Here is a 23738-nt window from a genome sequence, read left to right on the forward strand (position 1 = left end):
ACTAAAATATAAGAATAACAAGGTAAATTGATTTAATGATCGACATTCACGCAGGCAAAACCGCAGCAAAAATTATTAACGAGCAGGGCTTTAAACCCGAGTTATTTACCTCTTTTTTAGGGGCAAGTGGTGGGCCTAAATGGTTTACATTATTTGGCTTAGACAAATATATTTTTGGTGAATTTTTTAAAAACCGAACTCAACCACTCAACTTAATTGGTTCATCTGCTGGCGCATTTCGGTCAGCCTGTTTTGCACAAAACGACCCAGTTGCTGCCATCGAGCGTTTAGCAAAATCGTATTCGCAAACGCGCTATTCTAGTAATAAACCAACACCTGCTGAAATTACACTAAAAGCCCGCGCATTATTAGATGATGTATTTGGGGAGCACGGCGTAACCGAAATTTTAAATAATCCTATTTTTAAAGCGCATTTTATAGTGGCTAAATCGAATGGGTTTATAGCCAGTGAAAATAAATTAATTCAGCTTTTAGGTTTATCAAAAAGTTACATGCTTAATCGGGTTAACCGAAAATTATTAGGCTCGCAGTACGAGAGATTTATTTTTGGCGCGCCAAACAGCAATTTATCTATAACCGACAGTTATAATTTTAAAACGCAAAACATACCACTTAGCCAAACAAATTTAAAAGATGCCTTACTTGCATCAGGCTCTATACCACTTGTTATGCAAGGAATAAAAAATATTGCAGGTTCGCCACCCGGCATTTATCGCGATGGCGGAATAATTGACTACCACTTTGATTTAAAAATTAATAACCCAGGCTTAATTTTATATCCGCATTTTAATAGCGAGCCAAAAGCAGGGTGGTTTGATAAAGATTTAAAACGTAAAGTGGCACCACAAAATTACGATAACGTGGTGATGATCACCCCATCAAAAGAATTTATAGCCGGTTTACCTTACGGAAAAATTCCAGACAGAAACGACTTTACAGATCTTGATGCAGATACACGTATTAAATATTGGAATACTGTTTTTAGTGAAACAGAAAAGTTGGCTGAGGCATTTGATAAGAGGTTAATGATTAAATAAATGTATGCCTTAGAAATAACAATAAGTTAGGAGTGTTTGAAAGTAAAGGCAGATTCGATAGGGAAATAAATCCAATCTCATAAATAAAAATTTATAAAATAATCTTTGTCAAAAAGTAGTTTGAGCTTAATTTTATTGCTAATGTATTGCTCCACTAATATAGATAAGCGTCATAAGATATGGTGTAATTTTTAATTAAAAAAGCTAATTATTAATACCTAAATAACTAGCTTTATTATTTATATAACGATTTGGTGAAATAAAATTTCACGGTTTCATTTCTATGAAAAAATTTTTAGTATCGACTAATTCTTACCCATAAAAAATTTTATTCACTAAAATTTTTATCAAGTTTATTAACTAGAGAGCGAAAGTCATTAGTTAGAATTTCCTCTGAATTTGGAACTAAAACTATTGCTTGTGAAAAATATTTATCTTTAAGTAGTTCATCACCATTTTTTTCATGTAATAGCCCAATTCGGAAGTAAGTTAAAGCAAGGTTTAAATTTGTTCCTTCTATTGAAAGTTCATCTGGGCCAATATACTTTAATAAACGAGCTAGTGAGTTTAATGCATATAAACCGGTGGCAGTATCATTAAACAAATAAGCTTTATGGGCTTCATTGATTTCATTTTTTAAATATGAAGATGTTGAGCTATTTGCAAACGCATTACTTATGGATAGGGTGAAAAATATGAAAAACATCAATATTTTGAAAGTAGTCACTTTTTATTCCTTTAAATAATTAACAGTATTAAAAATATACAAGGTTGTAAAAGAATTTACAACTTATCAATAATTGCTCATAAATTACGTTATGTTAAATTGAGTAATTGATAAGAAAGCGAGCGTGATTATACAAACCAGCCCGCTTTTAGGAGAGTAATTAGGTGTTAATTTAGCTCAGAATCTACCCAAAATTTAGTGCCTTTTAGTACTGCTTGAAGTGCAAGGCCATTTTCGGTTAAAGAATATACGGTAACTTGGTCGGCAATGGCTTCTGCAACCAGTGCTCCACCTTTATCTTCGTATTTTGCTGCTGCATCTGCGTTTCCGCCGAAGGCCCAACCGTGTTCAATAAATCTATTTACTGCCGCTTGGTTATGAAAAACCATAACAACGTTAAAATCTTTAACGCCTAAACCAAGCCCTAAACCGGCTTCACCCATATTCATGTAGGTTGATTTACCCGTTAAGTTATTTTTTACTACACCGTACCCGCCACCAAAACTAGCTAAAACGACATTTACGTTTGCGTTATCAAATACGGCGTAACCGGCAGAATTGGCAATTTGTTTTTTAACATCGGGTTTTTGTGCGTATAATTTGTCGAGGGTATTGTTTTTCATGCTTTGTACTAAAGCGCGTTTTTCGCTAGGTGAAGCACTGCCTGTAGTAGCACAACCTGTTAGTAATACAGTTATTGTAAGTAGGCCTAACACTATAAATTTTTTCATAAAACTTTCCTTAATAAGATTCATACCAATACACAACAATGTTTAAATAAATACACTTTCACTATGTCCAATACTAGACAGTATCGGACTTTAACGTTAAGCTGTAAGTCTATTATTTTATTGAATATTTATACATTATGCTTGTCGCTTTAGTTGATACGTTAAAACAATTAAGATACCAAATTGCTCATCTTGATGACGGTACTCTAAACTCAGAATACCCAGAACTTGCATCCTTTATACAGCAAGTTGGCTTGACTGTAACTGAATCAAAGGACGATCTTAAATTTTTATACCAATTTTTATATGTGTACGGCCGAAAATCTGAGGCAACATTTAATCGTTTTCGTAATGAGCTTGAACGATTTTATTTGTGGTCTTGGCTAATTGCCGAAAAATCTGTATTTAGTTTAAAGCGCGAAGACATTGAAGCGTATGTTGATTTTATGGCTGAGCCAGATAAAAAATGGGCATCAACTTCGGTGCAATGGCGTTACAAAGATGAACAAGGCATTCGTCGATTAAATCAAAATTGGCGCCCTTTTATATTAAAAGAGTCAATTGCGAGCCAGCAAACATTAGCGGCTATGTTTACTGCGCTAAATGTATTTTATAAGTTTTCTATTTTAGAAGAAAAAACGTTTGCTAACTTTGTGCCTGTAGTGAAAAAAAATAGCCCCTATTTGGTAGTTCAATCTCAAATTCAGATCCCAGACACTTTAAGTGACATACAATGGGAATATGTATTTGGCGTAACACGCGATTTATGTGAAAAAAAACCAGAGCTTGAACGTAACCTATTTACGCTCGCGTGTTTAAAAGGGCTATATTTACGTATATCAGAATTATCAGAGCGCCCGCAGTGGTCGCCAGTTATGTCACACTTTTGGCAAGATAATGACGGTTTTTGGTTTTTACGAATTATGGGTAAAGGTAATAAGCTACGAGATGTTACGTTAAGTGATGATTTTGTTGAGTATTTAAAACGTTACCGATTATACAGAGGGTTACCCGCCCTACCTCGCGTTGATGAATCTGAGCCATTGGTGCATAAAATTCGTGGCCAAGGTGGGATGACCGTTAGGCAAATTAGGCGTTTAGTGCAGCAAAGTTTTGATTTAGCTCAGCAATCGTTACTTGATGACGGGTTTAAAGATGATGCAGAACAACTTGAAGCGGCCACTGCCCATTGGCTTCGTCACACGGGTGCAACACATGATGCGCAAACTCGACCGCTAAAACATTTATCGGAAGATTTAGGCCATTCTAAAATTGCGACAACCGATCAAATTTACATTCAAACAAATATTAAAGAGCGAGCAAAATCAGGCGTTAAAAGGAAAATTTAATGGAATACTTAGTAATAGCATTTATTGGTTTTTTATTTTTAGTTTATTCAATTTCAATAAGGCAGTTAGAGCGCACAGAAATAACAGGCCCTATGTTTTTTGTTATTGGCGGCATGTTTTTGGCGTTTTTACTTCCTAATGAAGGCGAAAAACTAAAAACAGGAATAGATTATTTATTACCACTGATAGAGCTAACACTAAGTATATTTTTATTTTCTGATGCGGCTAAATCTAAGTTAGGTGTATTGAGGCATAGTTTTCAATACCCTAGCCTATTACTATTCGTTGCCCTACCCTTAACTTTATTGTGCGGTATTAGTGTTAGCTTATTTTTATTTGCAGAGTTGTCGTTAATTCAATCGGCACTGCTGGCAATTATACTTACACCAACCGATGCAGCTTTGAGTAAAGGGTTATTGCAAAGTACACAAGTGCCCGAAAAAATCAGGGAAGGTATAAATACCGAAAGCGGATTAAACGATGGCTTATGTGTACCAGTATTTTTAATTTTTATTTTATTAGCTAAAAACCCTGACTCTGCTATTACTGCTTCACATACATTAGGTGTGTTTTCAAGAGAGCTTGGCTTAGCATTATTGATTGCTGGTTTTTCTATAGCGATATTTATTCCGGCATTAAATTTTGCAATGCAGCGCCATTACTTTGCAAAAAGCACCAGCCCATTTTTACTTTTAGGTTTTGCGATGGCGGTGTTTTCTATCACACAATATTTACATGGCAGCGGGTTTATAGCGGTGTTTATAGCAGGTTTGTTATTTGATAAATTTTCTAAAACTGACATTCGCGCTGAGCTAATAGAAGATTCAGAGCACATTGCTGATTTTACTTCGTTAATGATTTGGTGTTTATTTGGATTTGTTTGTGCGTATTTAGTAATACCCAAATTAAATACAAATATAATTGTGTACGCCTTACTAAGCACTACATTAATTAGAATAATTCCGGTTATGTTATCGTTACAATTTACAGCACTTAATTGGAAGGAACGTTTTACTTTTGCATGGTTTGGGCCACGCGGTTTGGCATCTATTGTTTTTACTTTAATGGTAATAGACACGCAAATAGAAAATAAATACGATATTGCCACTATTGCAATGACCACTATTTTATTTAGCGTGTTTATACATGGTATAAGTACAAAGCCTATTGCAGATAGCTTCGTTAAAAAATCTAAATAGCGTTTAGAAAAATTAACGAATATATTGTTTTGCTATAAACACGTTTTTTAGCTTTAAAATAAATCACTTAACTAAGCGAATTGGTATTAATAAAAAAGGCGTAACTTATTTTTAAGTTACGCCTTTTTTATTTTTAACTTTTACTAGCTAAGTACCTGAGCGAGCAACTCAATTGGGTGCTTTGGTTTAAATTGCTCAAAACGTTTTACTTGGCTGCGACACGAAAAACCGGTAGATAAAAGTTGCTCTGGTTTATTTTTATCTACTATTGGTTTCCAACTCATTTCGTACAGTGCACGGGAATTTTCTTGGTTTTGTGCTTCATGGCCATAAGTACCGGCCATGCCACAACACCCGGTATTGGTTGTGTTTAGGGTTAAACCAATATCAGTAAAAATTGTTTTCCATACGCTTGCTGCTTTTGGTAAAGCGGTTGTTTCTGTACAGTGGCTTAGTAATGTAAATTCAGTATCAGTTTTTTGTTTAGCCGATAATGATTTAAACGATTGAGTTTGTAACCATTCATGGGCAAGTTGAACATGAAACTCGCCGCGATTATTTTCTAAAATGGTTTTGTATTCATCGCGATAACACATAACTAACGATGTATCTAAACCAACCAAAGGCGAATTAATATCAGCGAGTTTATTTAAAAACTCTGCGCCATTTTTTGCGGTTACTTTAAACTTATGCAAAAACCCTTTTACGTGTTGGGCTTTACCATTAGGTTTAAACGGTAATAGCATCGGCTTTTTACCCAGCGCGGTGATAAGTGTTATAAAACTTTGCACTAACTCGGCTTCGTAAAAGCTGGTAAACGGGTCTTGCACTATTAGCACATAGTCATTTTGTTCATCGCTTGAAAGTGAATTTAATAATTCAAAATCAAATTTATGTGCTTTTGCTACGCGCTTTTCAAGTGAAGGCACACTTAATTGGGGTGTATCTATATACCCTACTGTTTTTTTAATTAAACTACTTACTAAGTTTGTTTTAACAATTGGGTTTATCACGCGTGCAAATTTAGACATTACAGGCGCCGAACTTTCAATGTTAGCGACTAAATAATCTTTAAGTGGGCGCGCGTAATAACTGTGATAATAATTTAAAAAGCGTGCTCTAAAAGTAGGTACATCCACTTTTATAGGGCAAGATGTTGTACACGCTTTACACGCTAAACATTCATCCATTGACTCTTTTACTTCGTGAGAAAAATCGTAAATACCTTTGTTTTTTTCACGGCTATGAACAAAACGCTCCCACCAGGTAATAACTTCGCCTTTGTTAAGCTCTTTTTCTACTTCGAGCAAATCTACATTTTTAGACTCTTGAAGTCGTAACCATTCTCGCATTAATGTTGCGCGGCCTTTTGGCGAATGCCTGCGATCGCCGGTTACTTTATATGAAGGACACATGGGAGAATTTTCGTCGTAGTTAAAACAAATGCCGTTACCATTACAGGTCATTGCATTGTTAAAACTTGTTTTTACATTGATAGAAATTTGCTTATCGAAGTACGAACGTTTTTGCCCATCTACACTAACTAGTGAGTCCTCACTTTCTATGGGAGTACATATTTTCCCAGGGTTTATTCTGTTATTAGGGTCGAACGCTGTTTTTATTTTACGTAGTTGTTTAAATAAATGCTCGCCAAAAAACTCAGGGCCGTATTCACTTCGGTAACCTTTACCATGTTCGCCCCACATTAAGCCGCCGTATTTAGCGGTGAGTTTTACAACTTCGTCTGAAATTTTTCGAAGCAGTTTTTCTTGTTCTGGGTCGCACATATCTAGCGCCGGGCGTACATGTAAAACACCCGCATCAACATGGCCGAACATACCGTATTGTAAATTATGGCTATCGAGTAATGCTCTAAATTCTACAATGTAGTCGGCTAAGTTTTCTGGAGGTACGGCGGTATCTTCAGCAAAGGCCAATGGCTTTTGGCTGCCTTTAACATTACCGAGTAATCCGACAGATTTTTTACGCATTGCATAAATTTTTAAAATGTCACTTTTACTGCTGGTTAATTGATAGCCAATAACACCATTGGTTTGATTTGCTACGCACTCATCTAATAATGTGCAAAGTGTGTTTACTTTGTCTTTTATATCTTCAGGTGATACTGCATTAAACTCAACCATGTTGAGTCCTTGCATATCTTTATTTGGTACATCGGTTATTAAGTCCGATACTGAATGCCAAATAATATCTTCGCGAGCCAGGTTTAATACTTTGCTATCGACTGTTTCTACCGATGTTGCACGCGCATCAACTAAAAAGGGAGAGTGGCGAAGTGCCGAATCAAAACTGTCGTATTTAATATTTATCAGTGTTTTAAATTCGGCTATGGGAGTTAAGTTTAATTTAGCTTCAGTAACTATACCAAGCGAGCCTTCTGATCCGGTAATTAGCCTACTCATATCAAAAGTTTGTAAGTCATCACTTAGCACATGCTCTAGGTCGTAGCCGGTTAAAAAGCGATTTAAGCGTGGAAATTTTTCTAAAATTGCTTGGCGTTCATTTAAAGAAATTTCCAATACTGTTTTGTAAAGGCTACCGATTAATGATTCTTGCTCGGCTATTACTTTGGCTTTTTCTATGTCTATTGGTGATGTCACCATTGGGCTGCCATCGACTAAATAGGTAGTAAGTCCTAAAACATGGTCGCTGGTTTTACCGTACACTAATGAACCTTGACCTGATGCATCTGTACTGATCATTCCGCCAATGGTTGCTCGGTTACTGGTTGATAAGTCGGGTGAGAAGAAAAAGCCGTACGGTTTTAAAAAGTCGTTTAATTGATCTTTAATTACACCTGTTTGTACTCTAACCCAACCTTCTTCAACGTTAATTTCGAGTATTTCGCGCATGTAGCGAGACAAATCAACCACTATTCCTGGTGTGAGTGATTGCCCATTAGTACCTGTACCACCACCACGTGGGCCAAAAGTAAGTGACAAAAATGGGTCGCGAGATGCCGTTTGCAATGCCAGTTGAATGTCTTTTTCGGTTTTAGGAAAAATAACACCTTGCGGGATTTGCTGATAAATACTGTTATCGGTAGAGGCGGTTAAACGCGTTGCATAGCTTGCATCGGTGTCTCCACTAAACCCCTGATTTTTAAGTGTACTTAAGTAATTTGCGACAAGCTCGGTCGCTGCATCTTGCTGTGTAATTGTTGCTATCATGACGGCGATATTTTAAGGCATTTGTGTAATTATATCATGGTGATGGCTAATAGAAATTGAAGATTTTACAGTTTGTAACACTCTTTTTATCGTAATTTGAGCTGCTGTATTTATAATCAAGTTAAACCACAGTGTAGAGCTTTATATGAAAAAAATACTATTACAGATCATAGGTGTGTTGTTTATTTTGCTTGAGCTATTTTTTTCTCTGGTGCCAGGCCCGTCACTAATATTTTTTATGGCGGGGTTACTGTGCTTTTCGTTTTATTACCCAAAAGCGAGGCATTATTTAAAGCTTTGCCAAAAAGCCTTAACTAAATCGTGTAATTATTTAGATAAAAAATTAGCACGGTAATTTAGCCCACATACAAAAATGCCAGCTTAATAGCTGGCATTTTTATCAGTTACTAATAAACGCGATTATTTAGCAAGTTTGTCTGCTAGGTATAACCAAGTTTCTAGTACTGTATCTGGGTTTAGTGAAACAGAATCAATGCCCTGCTCTACTAACCATGCTGCAAAGTCTTCATGATCTGAAGGACCTTGACCACAAATACCTACATACTTGCCCTTTTCTTTAGCGGTTTTAATTGCCATAGAAAGTAGCTTTTTAATCGCAGGATTACGCTCATCAAATAAATGTGCGATTAGGCCTGAGTCACGGTCAAGACCAAGTGTTAGCTGAGTTAAATCGTTAGAGCCGATAGAAAAACCATCGAACATCTCTAAAAATTCATCGGCAAGTAATGCATTTGAAGGAAGCTCGCACATCATGATAACTTTTAGACCATTTTCACCACGTTTAAGGCCATGCTCTTCTAGTAATTCGATAACACGTTTACCTTCTTCAAGGGTACGTACGAATGGGATCATGATTTCAATGTTGGTCATACCCATGGTATTTCTTACGCGTTTAATTGCTTCACACTCAAGGGCAAAACAATCACGGAAGTCTTCAGAGATATAACGTGCAGCACCACGAAAACCAATCATTGGGTTTTCTTCTTCAGGTTCGTACTGCTCACCACCTACTAAGTTTGCATATTCGTTTGATTTAAAATCAGACATACGCACAATTACACGCTCTGGTGCAAAGGCACAGCCTAGCGTTGAAATACCTTCTACTAATTTAGAGATATAAAACTCTACCGGTGATTCGTATCCGGCAATAATGTCGGTAATTTCAGCTTGTAACGCAGGTGATTGGGCATCAAAATTTAATAGCGCTTTAGGGTGAACACCAATCATGCGGTTTATTACAAATTCAACACGGGCAAGGCCAACACCTGCATGTGGTAAACGTGCAAAGTCAAACGCGCGGTCTGGATTACCTACGTTCATCATCACTTTCATTGGTAGTTCTGGCATTTTATCAACGCGCGACGTTAATATTTCAAAATCTAAAATACCTTCGTAGATGTAACCTGTATCGCCTTCAGCACATGATACCGTTACTTCTTGGCCTGCTTTAATTAAATCGGTTGCGTTACCACAGCCAACTACCGCAGGAATACCAAGTTCACGGGCAATAATTGCTGCGTGACACGTACGCCCACCACGGTTTGTAACAATGGCAGCGGCGCGCTTCATGATAGGTTCCCAATCTGGGTCGGTCATGTCGGTAACTAAAATGTCGCCTTCTTGTACTTGGTCCATTTCTTTAATTGAATCAAGTACACGAACAACACCACTACCAATTTTATGACCAATTGCGCGGCCTTCAGCAATGACATTGCTTGTGCCATTTAATTGAAAACGCTCCATAATATTGGCATCTTCGTTTGAGCGAACGGTTTCTGGGCGCGCTTGTACTATGTACAATTTGCCATCGTTTCCGTCTTTTGCCCATTCGATGTCCATAGGACGACCGTAGTGCTTTTCGATTATTACAGCTTGTTTTGCAAGTTCTTGCACTTCTTCATCTGTAATTGAAAATTTGTTTGAAAGGCTTGGCTCTACGTCAACAATTTCTACTTGTTTGCCGTGTGCCTCATCTGATGAGTAAATCATTTGAATGGCTTTTGAGCCAATATTACGACGCACTACTGATGGCAACCCTTTTTGTAATGTTGGTTTATGAACATAAAATTCATCAGGGTTTACTGCGCCCTGTACAACCATTTCACCTAAACCGTAGCTTGAAGTAACAAATACAACGTCTTCAAAACCAGACTCTGTATCAATACTAAACATAACGCCTGATGCTGATTTATCTGAACGTACCATACGCTGAATACCAGCAGATAGCGCAACACCACGGTGATCGTAACCTTGGTGAACACGGTACGATATGGCGCGGTCGTTAAATAAAGAAGCAAATACGTGTTTAATAGCGACCATTACTGAGTCGATACCACGTACGTTAAGGAAGGTTTCTTGTTGGCCTGCGAATGATGCATCTGGCATATCTTCAGCGGTGGCTGATGAGCGTACTGCAAATGATACATCGGCTGATGTATCGCCATGAAGTTGGCTGTATGCGTCGCGAATGGCTTGGTCTAGGTTAGGTTGGAATGGGGTATCGATAATCCATTGGCGGATATCGGCACCGACTTTAGCGAGTGTATTTACATCATCAACATCAAGCGTATCTAAAATGTCGTGAATTTTTGCATTGAGTCCAGATTGCTCTAAAAACTCATTGAAAGCGTCGGCTGTAGTGGCAAAACCACCCGGAACCTGTACACCTGCGTTAGCGAGGTTTGAAATCATTTCACCCAGTGAGGCATTTTTGCCGCCAACACGAGGAACATCTTGCATACCAAGCTCTTGATACCAGAGAACGTATTCTTGCACGGGTCTTTCTCCAAAAAACAAATTGTAGTTGTAACTGTGAGAGTTAAGAAAGAAAACCTTTTATAAAGGTCACCTTCATTCTACACTGGCATTAGACCTCACGTAAACCGTGAGTAAGCCATTTTAGGGATTAAACGTAATAAAAAGGTTAACTATGAGAACTGCTTTTTATATATCAGACGGCACTGCGATTACCTCCGAAGTGTTTGGTCACGCGACTTTGTCGTTGTTTCCGGTTGAATTTAATCATAAAACTATTCCTTTTGTAGAAACAGAAGAAAAAGCAAATGAAATTAAAGCGTTAATAAACGCAACTGCTGCAAAAGAAGGTGAGAAGCCATTTGTATTCTTTACCTTCGTAAATCACAACTTAAGTGAAATTATTAAATCGGCCGATGCAATCGCGTATGATTTTTTGTCTACTTACAGTGAAAAAATAGAAAAAGAGCTTAATGTTGCGCCAGTGCCAAAAATGCATCGTACCCACTCTATTCATGAAAAAAGTTATGACTTTAGAATAGATGCGGTTAACTATGCCCTTATGAATGATGATGGCGGAAATATTAAAAACTTTTCTGAAGCCGATATTATTTTAGTAGGTGTGAGCAGAAGCGGTAAAACACCAACAAGCTTGTACTTAGCCCTACAGTACGGCATAAAGGCTGCAAATTACCCAATAACTGAAGACGACTTAGAGAGTGAGGGACTACCTAAATGTTTACTCCCTTACAAACATAAGTTATTTGGGTTAACTATTGACCCTGAGCGTTTGGCTGCAATTAGGCATCGTCGTATGGCAAATTCTAAATACGCATCAATAAGACAATGCCGAATTGAAGTGCGTGAAGTTGAAATGCTTTATAAGCGACATAAAATTGCATACTTTAATTCTACCCATCATTCTGTAGAAGAAATATCTGCAAAAATCTTAATAGACAGTAACCTTGAGCGACGTAAGTACTAACCAACTAATTTACTGTTTTGCTAAAAAAAGCCGCTATATGCGGCTTTAATTTTTTATTTACGAGCGTCTTTTAATAAGTCAGCTACTAAAAAGCCTACTTCTAATACTTGGTCTGCATTTAGACGCGGGTCACATTGTGTTTTGTAACGTTGCGCTAGGTCATCATCAGATAAACCGTATGCACCACCGGTACACTCTGTAACGTGCTGGCCAGTCATTTCTAAGTGGATACCACCTGCGTATGAACCTTCAGCTTTGTGTACAGCAAAAAACTGGCTAATTTCGCGCATGATATTATCGAAGCTACGCGTTTTATAGCCTGATGTCGCTTTTTCAGTGTTACCGTGCATTGGATCCGAGCTCCAAATAACTTTACGGCCTTCTTGCTGAACGCGTCTTACAAGTGCTGGAAGTTTTTCTGGCAGTACGTCGGCACCCATACGTGTAATTAGCGTTAAACGACCCGGAATGTTATCTGGGTTTACTGCATCAATTAAACGAATTAGGTCATCTGGGTCCATTCCTGGGCCAACTTTAACACCAATAGGGTTTTTAATACCTTTGAAAAACTCAATATGTGCATGGTCTAATTGACGAGTACGCTCACCAATCCACACAAAGTGCGCAGAACAGTCGTACCAGTCACCTGAAAGGTGATCGCGACGAGTTAGTGCTTCTTCATAGCCTAGTAATAACGCTTCGTGAGACGTGTATAAGTCGGTTTCTTTAAGGCTTGGCGCAATAGTAGAATTAATGCCACATACTTCCATAAATTCAAGTGCGTCTTGAATTTTGTCAGCAAGCTGTTGGAATCGTTCTTTTTGCGGATTAGCGGCTACAAAGCCCATGTTCCAGCGATTCACTTGGTGTAAATCTGCTAAGCCACCTTGTGCGAATGCACGAAGTAAGTTTAATGTAGCTGCACTATTGTGGTATGCCTTCATTAAACGTTGTGGATCTGGAATACGTGCTTCTTCTGTAAACTCAAAGCTATTTACAATATCACCACGGTAAGATGGTAAAGATACACCGTCAATAGTTTCTAAATCTGCAGAGCGTGGTTTAGCGTATTGGCCAGCCATACGTGCAATTTTAACAACTGGGCATTTACCGCCGTATGTTAAAACAACTGCCATTTGTAAAATGGTTTTAAATGTATCGCGAATATTAGCGGCATTAAAGTCGCTAAATGATTCGGCACAGTCGCCACCTTGAAGTAAAAATGCACGACCTTCACATACATCTTCTAATTGTTTAAAGAGGCTTCTTGTTTCTTCTGCAAAAACAAGTGGCGGAGCACTCTTTAACTGGCTTTCTACTGTTTTCAGTTCTTCTTGATCTGGGTACTGTGGCTGCTGCAGTATTGGCAGTTCTCTCCAGCTATTTGGGTTCCACGATTGCATGTTCTTTCCTCATTCCTACTTTACCTGATATAAAGAAATTAACGTATGCATGGCCCTAAGTTCAAGGACTATATTCACTATTTACCAACTAATTTGTTATGAGTTAAATATATATAAGGTTATTTGTGATTTTAAGGCTGCTCAGGCTTAGTTTTAAGCGTGTTTTAATTTTACTATTTTTATTTAAATACAATAAGTTAAATATATGAAGGCGTTTTTTTAACCATCCCAAACCAAATTGAATTCAAAGCCTTAAAGTTAACAGTTTCTATAGGAACACATCATACTTAAAGTGGGTTAAATGTAATCTTAGCTTTACAGTGGTGATTTAATTAAATAAACCAAGTGACTAGAATTTATTTTGAGAGCGTGGTATGTGACTCGGAGGTTGTGCAAGGCTATAGCAATAAGTCCACTTTATTCTGTACAACTGTGATCTGGTTGTTAGACGATGCCAGTACTCTAATTAGGGCTACTAAAAACAGTCTGTGTGAACGACTACTTTAAATACTAAGTTGTAGTAGAGTTCATCTTGACAGAGCAGCCTTCCCCATCACAGGAGCCTAGCGCTGTATTACAAGTATCACTTATAAGCAATTATACAATGAGTGCCCAACACTATCTAAAGTGTCGAACCAAAAAATTGATTGCTGGCCTTAAACTAAAAGCTAAATAACAATTTTACACAGCTATAATATATAAAAGCCCTAGCAATTACCTGCGTTACAACAAATTTCCCCATACAGCTTAAATACACATAAGTGTATTGATCACGCCCGGTTTCACTAATTCTTTATGTTATATGCAAATATGCAAGCACCGAATCTCACAAGCATAAGCAAACAGCATTAAGAACACATCATACTTAACGTTGTTTATAAATAATCTTGGCATTAGTGGAATAAATCAACTTTAAAAGGACAAAGCAAAAGGTTAAACTTAATAATTAGATAAGTAAGATGTGTTCTCAGGGTGGTTATGGTTTCTAAAGTACAAATAAGAAGTCAGTTTGATTTAATGAATGAATTAACATCGTTATTGATTGATGAATTACGTGTCTGTGAATATTCAAAAGCTGAGTATTATCAGCTACCAGATATAAATAGCGTTGATGAAAATATTATTCCCGAGTCAATTCCTGTAAAAAAATTAACCGGCGAAATTGCTCATAGGGCAATTTTAAATTCGTTTACTGATATTTATAAAAAAGAAAGTTTAAGTAGTAGAGTACTCAAGCGTCATCCTGGGCTTTTGGTTCTAAAAAATGCAGATGTCGCAGCATTAACTAGCCGAATACAACAAGTTAATAAAGCTAAGGCTGCTTTTAAGGAGTGTGTTTTGGCTATCGATAATAACGATGCTCGATTTGAAGCTGTTCATAACGCGGTTCCAAATTTAATCACTCTTGCAGCCTATCGAAAAATTCATTTTCAAAGTGAGTCCCCTTTTTCAGTGAGATTTACTTGGATGCATAAGCATGCAACTAAAACTCTAACTAAAAAAATGGCACTTGAAATGCTCGATAAATCTGCTGGTTATAGAAATCCAAGAATGATCGACCAACAAAAATGGCAGTCCCTTGTTGCACAAGAGCAAATGCGAGTAGCTAGTTTAGGTGAAAAAGAAAAGTTAAGAATTCGCCGCCCTACCCGAGTAAGCCCCCAAGTTAATGTTAGGTATACCGCAGAAAATAGGTATCACGTAAGTGCTGCATTGCCGTTTATTTTAATTAACCCACAGCCCGATGTTAAGTTAGGTACTTTGCCAGATTATCAAAAACCAGAGTCTCACCCGAGAAAAAAAGAGTATGACTTTTTAGTGGATAGGCTTTACTTAGAACAAGTAGATAATTAATTATGTTAAAAAGGCCACACTGTGTGGCCTTTTTGGTAAGTAGTCTATTATTTTAACCGTTGTTATTTTTCGACTATTTCTTCTATTTTATCTTCGTCAATTAAAACTGCGTTTTCGACAATTCGTTTACCACCTTGAATCTCAATACGCTTATTGTGCTTATTGAGCGTGAGTATCTCATCACAAAACTGATCAGAAGGATGCATTTCATAGGTGTAATCAATAATATTACCGGTTTTATCATCTTTTACATTAGTAATGCTGTATTCTGAAATAGCCCCTTTTTCAATCAAATCTTTCATTGTTGTGGTCATATCACGGCGTAATGCTTTTAATTTGTTTTCTGTGATATCGTCGGTTGAATAAATAGAGCCGTATTTTTCCATAATAGATAGCAATCTAAAATGATACGTTTTACCAGGCGCGGCATAACGCCAAAGGTGGTATAAACGCAGCATCATCCAACGCGATAAACCACGTTTTAGCTCTTGCGCACTGTTAAAGTAATATCCTTTGTATTCAAGGTTATCAATCATGTTATGAACAAATGCATTTAAACATGCAACACATTTAACGTTGCCGCCTTGGCCTTTTTTACCACTAAAATGAAGAGATGATAAAAAGTTCATGTTTGACTCATAAAAAGAGTCATCAATATCTGTATTTTTAGTATCAGTAGCCGAGTATTTAAATGAAAGTTTAGAACCTTGAAGTGCTTCAAGTGATTCTTTAATTTGTGGGTATGGCATTGATTGGCCAACCGCTTTAAGTTCTTGGGCTAATTCGTTCATCGAAAAAACCACGGCATATTGAATACCGGACTTAAAATTGATTTTTACGATTTTACCTTTCGATGCAAGTCGAATTAACGCGCGCTCAACTTTTTCTTCTCTATCCGATGGCCACACTAAATATTCTACGTCTTCGCCATCTTTACGCGTGCTTACAACGGCCGGTGTAATTTTTATTTCGCCGTCATATAAAATACCATCTACTTTTTCGGATATTTTACGCGTAATAATTGTTTTTTTAGGTGCTTCTTCCAATGGCAATTTTTTATGCCCAGAACGTACAAAACGCCCCCATAAATCATAGTGGTTAAACGTGTTTGAATAAGCACGTAACCCATGAGCGGCATTTTCGATAGAAATTCGCACATCTTTGTTATCTGTAAATAGTGCTAAACTTTCGTTATCTATTGCACTTTCCACCCCGTGTATTTGGCCCCTAAGTGTATCGGGCAAGTTATCTACCGAGATGTTGACCTTTCGGCTCATTGTTCTGATTTCCATTTTTTATTGCGACAGCTAATAACAACACATTAAACAACAAAAGTTAAATGTTTAAGTTAGTATAAAACTGATCCGACTATAAATAAACGTAACGGATCATTATTATACTAAGTAGGGAGTGATAAGCTTAATTTAAGATCACTATTTTACTAAGATAAGCTTCTCAAGCTAAATTTTTACTAACTCAATTTATTTTTTGTCCATTAAAAGCGCTATTTTTAAACTTTTTACACGACAAACGTTAGTAAAATAAATACCTGCTGTGGATAACAGCACTTCGAGTTAGCATAGATCTGATCTGTACTTACTACAGATCAGATCTATACCAATTAAACGCCCTGTTCTTCGTAAGCTTAAGTGTATAACTTTATAATTTACTTAGTAAAAAACTGATCTCACACAGTCATTTTGTACATAACTTATTGAGTAAGTTGTGCATAACTCTAATATTTAAATAAGGCTTAGTAAAAAGCTGATCTGCATGTAGATAAAGATCTGATCTTAACCAAGTATAAAGGTGATCTTCTTTTTTTAACATTATTTATAAATATCATATAGTTATATAGCTATTATACACCCTTACCCTTTATTACCTTATATATTTAACCACCTTTAAACTTCTTTATTTATACTAAGCAATCTTAAAGGTGTAAAAATATTTTTAAATGTCTTGTTATTAAAATGCATGTCGCCTTAAATAGTTGTTTACAGCTATTTGAATGGACATTATACTAACTGCCTAACTTTGAGGAAGAAAGTATGTCTATCAATAATAACGCGCTAAGTACTTACCGGCTTTTAAAAGCAACAGCCGAAGTTGCTGAAAAATCTTTAAAAGGACGCATACAACACTATCGCGCTCATCTTAAATCAGAAGAAAAAGAATTAAGAACTTACACCCAAAAAGCAGCAGCAGATTTATTAGGGTGTAATAATCGTACCTTAAAACGTCGTCATGACAATGGTGACTTTGATGATTTAAATATTAAGCGTGGTGCAAATGGGCACTATGCGTACACGTTAGTTAATATTTTTGCGATGGCCGATATCATGGATATTCAGCCAGATCACCGTACTGCTAACGATAAACTCCAAGTTATTGTTATTAATTCACTTAAAGGTGGCTGTGGTAAAACAACCAGTATGGTTAATATTGCTGCTGCGTTGGCCACGACTAATATCAAACGTTATCGTATTGGTATTATTGATTTAGATCCTCAAGGTTCGTCTTCTAGCTTTTTCCCTTCTAACGATCACGACCCTGTTACGGTAGGCGACTTAATGCGTGATTGTATTGATTTAGACGAAGGCGAAACCTGGCCAGAGTTTGTTTCTAGTGCTTTTGTGACTACGCATATTCCAAATATTCGTGTTTTACCCTCAGGTATGGATGACTTTTACTTTGAACACGAGACCGCAACACTTTTAAAAGACACCTCTAATTACGAACAAACACGTCATTATCATAAGCTTTTAGAAAAGGTTATTGAGCCGGTTAAAGACGAATTCGATATTATTTTAATCGACACAGCTCCTACTCTTAACTTTATGTTTTATAATGCTTTAATGGCCTCTACGGCGATGCTTATTCCGGTTCATCCAGAAGCTGTAGATTTTGATGCTAACAATAAATATCTAAAGCGTTTAGGTGAGATTTACCACACAGTAGCGGCACTTGGTCATGAAGGTTGGGACTTTATGCAGTTTTTAGTGACCAATTACGTTAAGGGTAATCATTCACAGCGCGATATTGTTAAAGATGTACGTAGTGCGTTTGGCCGCCAAGTAATGAGCTACCCAATTAATCACAGCTCGGCAATTACGGCTAGTTCATCGTCTTTTAATACCATATTTGATCAAAAAGCATCGGATAGTTTAGCAAGTCGCGAGTCTTTATTACGCGCGCAAGAAAATATTAAAGATGTTGTGGACGAATTAGAAATGCTTATTCGTTCTAATTGGGAGTCAACCCAATCATCACTTAACAACACTAAGTAAGGATGTTACATAAAAATGGCTACAAAACGTAAAAACGACACCCGCTTAGATCCATTTGCAACTGCCGTAGGCAATAGCAGCCTCGATGCATTACTTGAGCAAGCAAGCGCTGGTGATGTAATAAGAATGCCAGCGCCAAGCGACCCTACACGCGAAATAACCTTAGTGTGTAAAGTTATTGCTCATGCAGATATTGAATCTAGCACCACGGTTTACGGTAAAAATCGCCGTGTACAAGCGCTATTAAACGAAAAGTCGGTTTCTGATATTTTACCTGCAATCAGTGAAGATGGACGTAATCAACACCCTGCTTTACTTTGGGATCAGGGAAATACTAACTTAGTACTTGCCGGTTCACGTCGTCGAAAGGCATGTATTTTAGGTAATGCCGATTATTTAGTTTTAAGCTCTCCTGATTTTACCGATCAAGACGCTAAAATTTTAGCTGTATCTTCAGATCAGTACATAGCCCCAAGCCTTTGGGAACTAGGGCAAGCTTATCAACAAACTAAAAACGATCTTATTGAGCAAGGTAAAAAAGGCTCTTATCGCGAAATTGCCGCTATTGAAGGTGTATCGCACACCGCAATTGCAGATGCCATTAAAGCGTACGAGCAAATCCCCGCTGATGTAATTTCACTTTACCCAACGGCTAATCACGTAGGCAGAGAAGTCGCTAAAAAGCTTGTTAGTGCAAAGGAGCGCGACGAGCAGGCGTTTAACGCCCTAGTTAGCGAATTACATACAGACGATGAGATTAACGCCATTACAAGCGACGACAAGCGCGCAATGGCAATTACTAAACGTTTAACTACCGAGCCTAGCGCGGTTGCTAAACGTGAAGCTGTATTTGAAAACAACTTTATAAACGTACAACGTAATTTAAAAAGTGGTGACGTATCTATTAAAATAGATAATAAAGTGTTGACTGACAAACGCTTAGAACAACTTACTAAGCTGTTAAGCGCGTTTAATTAGCCCTGTATTACTTAGTAAAATAGTGATCTTAAAAGCCTGTTAGGTTAGTTAAACTCTGATCTGATGGGCTTTTTACTTAGTAAAATCCTGATCTTTTTTGCTATTTATAACCCATAAATCCCTCATTTTTGCTTTAAAGATCACATTTTTACCAACTGAATTTAGTTTTTACGACTATTTGATGCTGGATCTTAATTTGTTAGTAAAAAACTGATCTGTAAAGCCCCTGCATTGTTAATAAATTGTTTGTAACATGTGTGTTTGCTGTTTACCTATTCTAACTTTGGCAGATAAAGTGCCATAAAGTACGTATAAACCGATTTTTTACTAACCTAGCAGCTCCAACCAGTTTATATAACGTTAATATTGCTTTTGCTGTGCGCAGTTAAAGAATATACTGGCAGAATTATTTTAAAAATTTAATACTTAGAGTGACATGTCTGCTAACTTATCAAAAAATGATTTACTGGCTATTTTTGAAGAAATAAAAAATGAGCAGGCAACCTTGTTCCCTCTTTCTGAGCGCTTTATAAAAAAGCTGTTTAGGCCCAACGTGCTCGTTAAAGGCAAAGAGTATTATAAAAACGGCCAAATTAGTTGGTTAGAGCACAGTAGTGATTTTGCTGTTATTGATTCAACGGTACAAGGCGACACCGGATCAGCATTTAACCAACGCATTGAGATCAGTAAAGTACCTACTGGTTACTCTGTTGATACGCATTGTACCTGTAATGCTAAAACCAAATGTAGGCACTTAGCCGCTGTATTATTTAAACTTAAAATAGAGCACTCAGGTGAATACGGAGAAGACTACTTTATTAACGATTGGTTTAGTGAACTGACAGCACTTAAAAGTGTTGATGCTAAAGCTCCTTCGCAAGTTCTTTTATTTGTATTAGACATTGAAAACAATAAAGTATTTTTAACGCCAAAAATTGCCAATTACGACAAAAATAATAATTACACGCTAGGGCGAAATTTAACTGAGCAACAATTAAATAGCTTTGTAACGCCAAACGATTTGCTCGAAAGTGACTTTAGACTCTTTAGTTGGATTCGCTCACAAAATGCAGTGGGTAATTTAGAGCTAAAAGGTCAATGGGGCTTTAGCGCTTTACAACAATTAATTGCCACCGACCGTTTATTTTTACAACGCTCTCGTGTTGCTATTAAAGCGCAAACCGGGCAATCGCTTAACTTTAATTGGCAGCAACAAAACGAGTTATCGCAATTAATTATTGAGCTTGAACACAGTAAAAATTGGGCATTGATAAAAACCACGCCGCCCGCTTATTTAGACCTCGATCACTTTAAAGTCGGCCGGATCAGAACACAGCTTAGCGCCGACGAAATAGCACATTTACAATCAATTCCCGCACTGCACGATGCTAATTTTGATCGCATTTATAAACAACTTGCCGACAATTTTGGCGCCGGTGTTATTCCGCATCCGAATAACGAACAAGTCAATGTTAAGCAACTTGGTAATGCTGTTTTAAAAGCCACTATGGATGAGCAAGGGCTTAAAGTTTCGCTATTATTTAAATATAAAAATAAAAATTATTTAGCGGGAACAGCACCCGCGAGTTTAATAAATAGTGCATTTGAAAACACAGTAACAAATGAGTTAGTAAATTTAGGTTTTGAGTTTTGTAAAGGGGGTTTACAAAGTGAGTTTATATTTAATAAACAATCACCTATACATTTACATTGGCTTGTTTACGAAGTATTCCCTGGCTTTAAAAAGCGTGGCTGGCAGGTAACTCAAACTAAAGTAAATGTAGCCGACCCCCAAGGGCACGTTACACTCGATGTAAACCGTGCTGCAGGTCACCAAATGCATTGTAAAGTGCAATTAAGCGATGCCAAAGCCGCTGTACTTTTTAATACCGATGATGCCACGTATCAATCGTTAAATCGTCAAAGTGAGCTGTTTTATTACTACCCTGTTGGGCGTCAATTTGGTGTTATTAGTAAAGCCGCCATTAATTTACTGACCGAATTTAAACAACGCTTTGAATTTGTAAAAACACGCGATGAATTTAATATCCCGCTTTCTTATTTACCTGAGCTGGTAAAGCATACCGCAGTTACTATAGACCTTCATGATGACTCTCTTGAGCGTTATCTTGATGAGTTAAACAACACCGAGCAGGCAATGCCAGTGGTGCCCTTACACGGTTTAAATGACTCGGTAACACTACGTGAATACCAGCAACAAGGCGTTGATTGGCTTGGCTTTTTAAAGCGCCACCAATTAGGCGGCATACTTGCTGATGACATGGGGCTTGGCAAAACGCTACAAGTTATTGCCTTTTTGGCCAGCAGTTTTAATCGCCCGCAAGCGGGCCCTACCCTTATAGTGTGCCCTACAAGTTTGGTAAGTAATTGGCAAAACGAAATCACCAAATTTGCTAAAAGTCTTAAAGTAACCACTATTTTTGGCTCACAACGTAATGAGCCTTTACAACATTTAGCGCAAGCGCAATGTATTTTAACTACATACCCATTATTAAAGCGTGATATTGCTTATTACTCGCCACTTTATTTTGAAAATATTATTTTAGATGAAGCGCAATATATTAAAAACGATACTGCACAAGTCTCGCGCTTAGTTAAGCGTTTAAATGCCGACTTTAAGTTATGTTTAAGCGGCACGCCTATCGAAAATAATTTGTTTGAGCTTAAATCGTTACTCGACTTTGCAATGCCTTCATTACTTGGCTCGCAAGCGCACTTTAAACAGCACTTTCAAACACCTATTGAGCGCGAAGCCGACTCAGAGCGAGCTGAGCAACTAAAAGCGCTTATTATGCCGTTTATATTACGCCGCACAAAAGCGCAGGTAGCTCAAGAGCTGCCACAAAAAACAGAGCTGTTAAAAGAGTTTGAGTTTGAACCTAAGCAAAAAGATATGTACCAAGGTATTACGCGCGCCCTAGAAGAAAAGCTCATCGACTTATTTGCTGAGCAAGGCGCACAAAAAAGTAAGCTCGCATTTTTAGAAGCGCTACTAAAGCTAAGGCAAATTTGTTGTCATCCAAAATTAATTGAGCCAGAAACACAAGCAGGTTCAGCAAAATTAGAATGGCTAACTACGCATTTGCCGTTAATGCTAAGCCTTGGTCGTAAAGTGATTATTTTTAGTCAATTTACCTCTGCGCTCGATTTAATTGCAGAGCGTTTAAACGATATAAATATCAACTTTAGTATGCTAACTGGGCAAACGCGTCATCGCGACAAAGTTATTGACGAGTTTACCAGTGGCAAAACCTCGGTGTTTTTAATCAGTTTAAAAGCAGGCGGTACTGGGCTTAACTTAACTCAAGCCGATACCGTTATTCACTTTGATCCATGGTGGAACCCGGCTGTTGAAAAACAAGCCACCGATCGTGCTTATCGTATTGGCCAAACAAATCCAGTGTTTGTTTATAAATTAATTATGAGTAACTCAATTGAGCAAAAGGTATTTAAAATGCAGCAAGATAAGCAAGCGCTTGTTGATGCATTATTTACCGATAAATCAATGAGCTTTACTTCGTTTGATGAGCAGCAAATGTTATCACTTATAAAAAGCTAATTTTTTTACTTAGCATGTGAACTAATTTAACCAAACGGCGTCTATTATATTGCTTGTTGAATAATTGCAGTTATCACAAGCTTCATGTTGATTTCCCTGTTTGGTTACTAAATTTAGTAATGATTGAGTCAGCCCTTTTAGCTGGCTTTTTTTATGCCTGTAATTAACACCTTAAATTGCATTTTTTATAAATAGTTTGAACTAAATTTAAAAACACGCGTCTACTATTATGCTTGTTGAATAATTGCAGTTATCCAAGCTTCATGTTGATTTCCCTGATTGGTTACTAAATTTAGTAATGATTGAGCCAGCCTTTTTAGCTGGCTTTTTTTATGCCTGTATTTAACACCTTAAAATACATTTTTATAAATTGTTTGAACTAAATTTAAAAGGACGCGTCTACTATTATGCTTGTTGAATAATTGCAGTTATCACAAGCTTCATGTTGATTTCCCTGATTGGTTACTAAATTTAGTAATGATTGAGCCAGCTCCTTTTAAGCTGGCTTTTTTTATGCCCACATTTTAATTTTTAAATTATTTATATTTTTATGTGAACTTAATTTAGTGTGCGGCGTCTACTATTATGCTTGTTGATTAATTGCAGTTAACACAAGCT

General features: G+C 37.1%; 15 protein-coding genes. 9 read left to right on the forward strand and 6 right to left on the reverse strand.

All coding sequences use genetic code 11. The features are described from left to right. Positions 1 to 35: 35 nt before the first annotated feature. Positions 36 to 1058 carry a patatin-like phospholipase family protein gene (locus tag OIZ54_RS05480; protein WP_264389929.1) on the forward strand — a complete coding sequence of 341 codons (1023 nt, stop codon included), beginning with the start codon at positions 36 to 38 and terminating at the stop codon, positions 1056 to 1058. A gap of 328 nt (positions 1059 to 1386) precedes the next feature. On the opposite strand, the gene OIZ54_RS05485 is transcribed toward OIZ54_RS05480, so the two are convergent. Then, positions 1387 to 1785, reverse strand: coding sequence for a hypothetical protein (locus OIZ54_RS05485; protein ID WP_138684845.1), 399 nt, complete (start codon positions 1783 to 1785; stop codon positions 1387 to 1389). A gap of 167 nt (positions 1786 to 1952) precedes the next feature. Further along, complete coding sequence (locus OIZ54_RS05490; protein ID WP_256846496.1) at positions 1953 to 2516, reverse strand: YSC84-related protein; 564 nt, start codon at positions 2514 to 2516, stop codon at positions 1953 to 1955. A gap of 137 nt (positions 2517 to 2653) precedes the next feature. Here OIZ54_RS05490 and OIZ54_RS05495 point away from each other — a divergent pair, with 137 nt between their 5' ends. After that, entirely contained in the window at positions 2654 to 3865 is a 1212-nt protein-coding gene (locus OIZ54_RS05495; protein WP_054981980.1) for a tyrosine-type recombinase/integrase, read from the forward strand. After that, complete coding sequence (locus OIZ54_RS05500; RefSeq protein WP_264389930.1) at positions 3865 to 5064, forward strand: cation:proton antiporter; 1200 nt, start codon at positions 3865 to 3867, stop codon at positions 5062 to 5064. The genes OIZ54_RS05495 and OIZ54_RS05500 overlap by 1 nt, the downstream gene beginning before the upstream one ends. Positions 5065 to 5207: 143 nt before the next feature. On the opposite strand, the gene OIZ54_RS05505 is transcribed toward OIZ54_RS05500, so the two are convergent. Beyond that, on the reverse strand, positions 5208 to 8255 hold the full coding sequence (locus OIZ54_RS05505; protein ID WP_264389931.1) for an FAD-binding and (Fe-S)-binding domain-containing protein: 3048 nt from the start codon (positions 8253 to 8255) through the stop codon (positions 5208 to 5210). A gap of 145 nt (positions 8256 to 8400) precedes the next feature. Here OIZ54_RS05505 and OIZ54_RS05510 point away from each other — a divergent pair, with 145 nt between their 5' ends. Beyond that, positions 8401 to 8610, forward strand: coding sequence for a hypothetical protein (locus OIZ54_RS05510; RefSeq protein ID WP_264389932.1), 210 nt, complete (start codon positions 8401 to 8403; stop codon positions 8608 to 8610). A gap of 65 nt (positions 8611 to 8675) precedes the next feature. On the opposite strand, the gene ppsA is transcribed toward OIZ54_RS05510, so the two are convergent. Beyond that, positions 8676 to 11051 (reverse strand): phosphoenolpyruvate synthase, encoded by a 2376-nt coding sequence (gene ppsA, locus OIZ54_RS05515; RefSeq protein ID WP_264389933.1) that lies wholly within the window; start codon positions 11049 to 11051, stop codon positions 8676 to 8678. A gap of 154 nt (positions 11052 to 11205) precedes the next feature. Here ppsA and OIZ54_RS05520 point away from each other — a divergent pair, with 154 nt between their 5' ends. Beyond that, positions 11206 to 12015, forward strand: coding sequence for a pyruvate, water dikinase regulatory protein (locus OIZ54_RS05520; RefSeq protein WP_004586305.1), 810 nt, complete (start codon positions 11206 to 11208; stop codon positions 12013 to 12015). A gap of 53 nt (positions 12016 to 12068) precedes the next feature. Here OIZ54_RS05520 and OIZ54_RS05525 read toward each other — a convergent pair whose 3' ends face one another. Then, positions 12069 to 13418, reverse strand: a complete 1350-nt coding sequence (locus OIZ54_RS05525) for a class II 3-deoxy-7-phosphoheptulonate synthase (protein WP_024032363.1) — start codon at positions 13416 to 13418, stop codon at positions 12069 to 12071. A 978-nt stretch (positions 13419 to 14396) separates the two neighbouring features. Here OIZ54_RS05525 and OIZ54_RS05530 point away from each other — a divergent pair. Next, complete coding sequence (locus OIZ54_RS05530) at positions 14397 to 15272, forward strand: DNA replication terminus site-binding protein (RefSeq protein WP_054981984.1); 876 nt, start codon at positions 14397 to 14399, stop codon at positions 15270 to 15272. A gap of 62 nt (positions 15273 to 15334) precedes the next feature. Here OIZ54_RS05530 and OIZ54_RS05535 read toward each other — a convergent pair whose 3' ends face one another. Continuing rightward, positions 15335 to 16549: a hypothetical protein gene (locus OIZ54_RS05535; protein ID WP_004586302.1), complete on the reverse strand. Its 1215-nt coding sequence runs from the start codon at positions 16547 to 16549 to the stop codon at positions 15335 to 15337. Between the two features lie 774 nt (positions 16550 to 17323). Between OIZ54_RS05535 and OIZ54_RS05540 the strand changes: the two genes are divergently transcribed. The 3 genes from OIZ54_RS05540 (at position 17324) to OIZ54_RS05550 (ending at position 23120) form a co-directional block, all read left to right on the forward strand. After that, on the forward strand, positions 17324 to 18562 hold the full coding sequence (locus OIZ54_RS05540; RefSeq protein ID WP_004586301.1) for an AAA family ATPase: 1239 nt from the start codon (positions 17324 to 17326) through the stop codon (positions 18560 to 18562). Positions 18563 to 18577: 15 nt separating this feature from the next. Next, positions 18578 to 19540, forward strand: a complete 963-nt coding sequence (locus OIZ54_RS05545; RefSeq protein WP_029771890.1) for a hypothetical protein — start codon at positions 18578 to 18580, stop codon at positions 19538 to 19540. Positions 19541 to 19976: 436 nt separating this feature from the next. Then, positions 19977 to 23120 (forward strand): DEAD/DEAH box helicase, encoded by a 3144-nt coding sequence (locus OIZ54_RS05550; protein WP_264389935.1) that lies wholly within the window; start codon positions 19977 to 19979, stop codon positions 23118 to 23120. The last annotated feature ends 618 nt before the right edge of the window (positions 23121 to 23738 follow it).

It is taken from the genome of Pseudoalteromonas sp. A3 (assembly GCF_025942345.1).
Lineage (GTDB): Bacteria > Pseudomonadota > Gammaproteobacteria > Enterobacterales > Alteromonadaceae > Pseudoalteromonas > Pseudoalteromonas atlantica.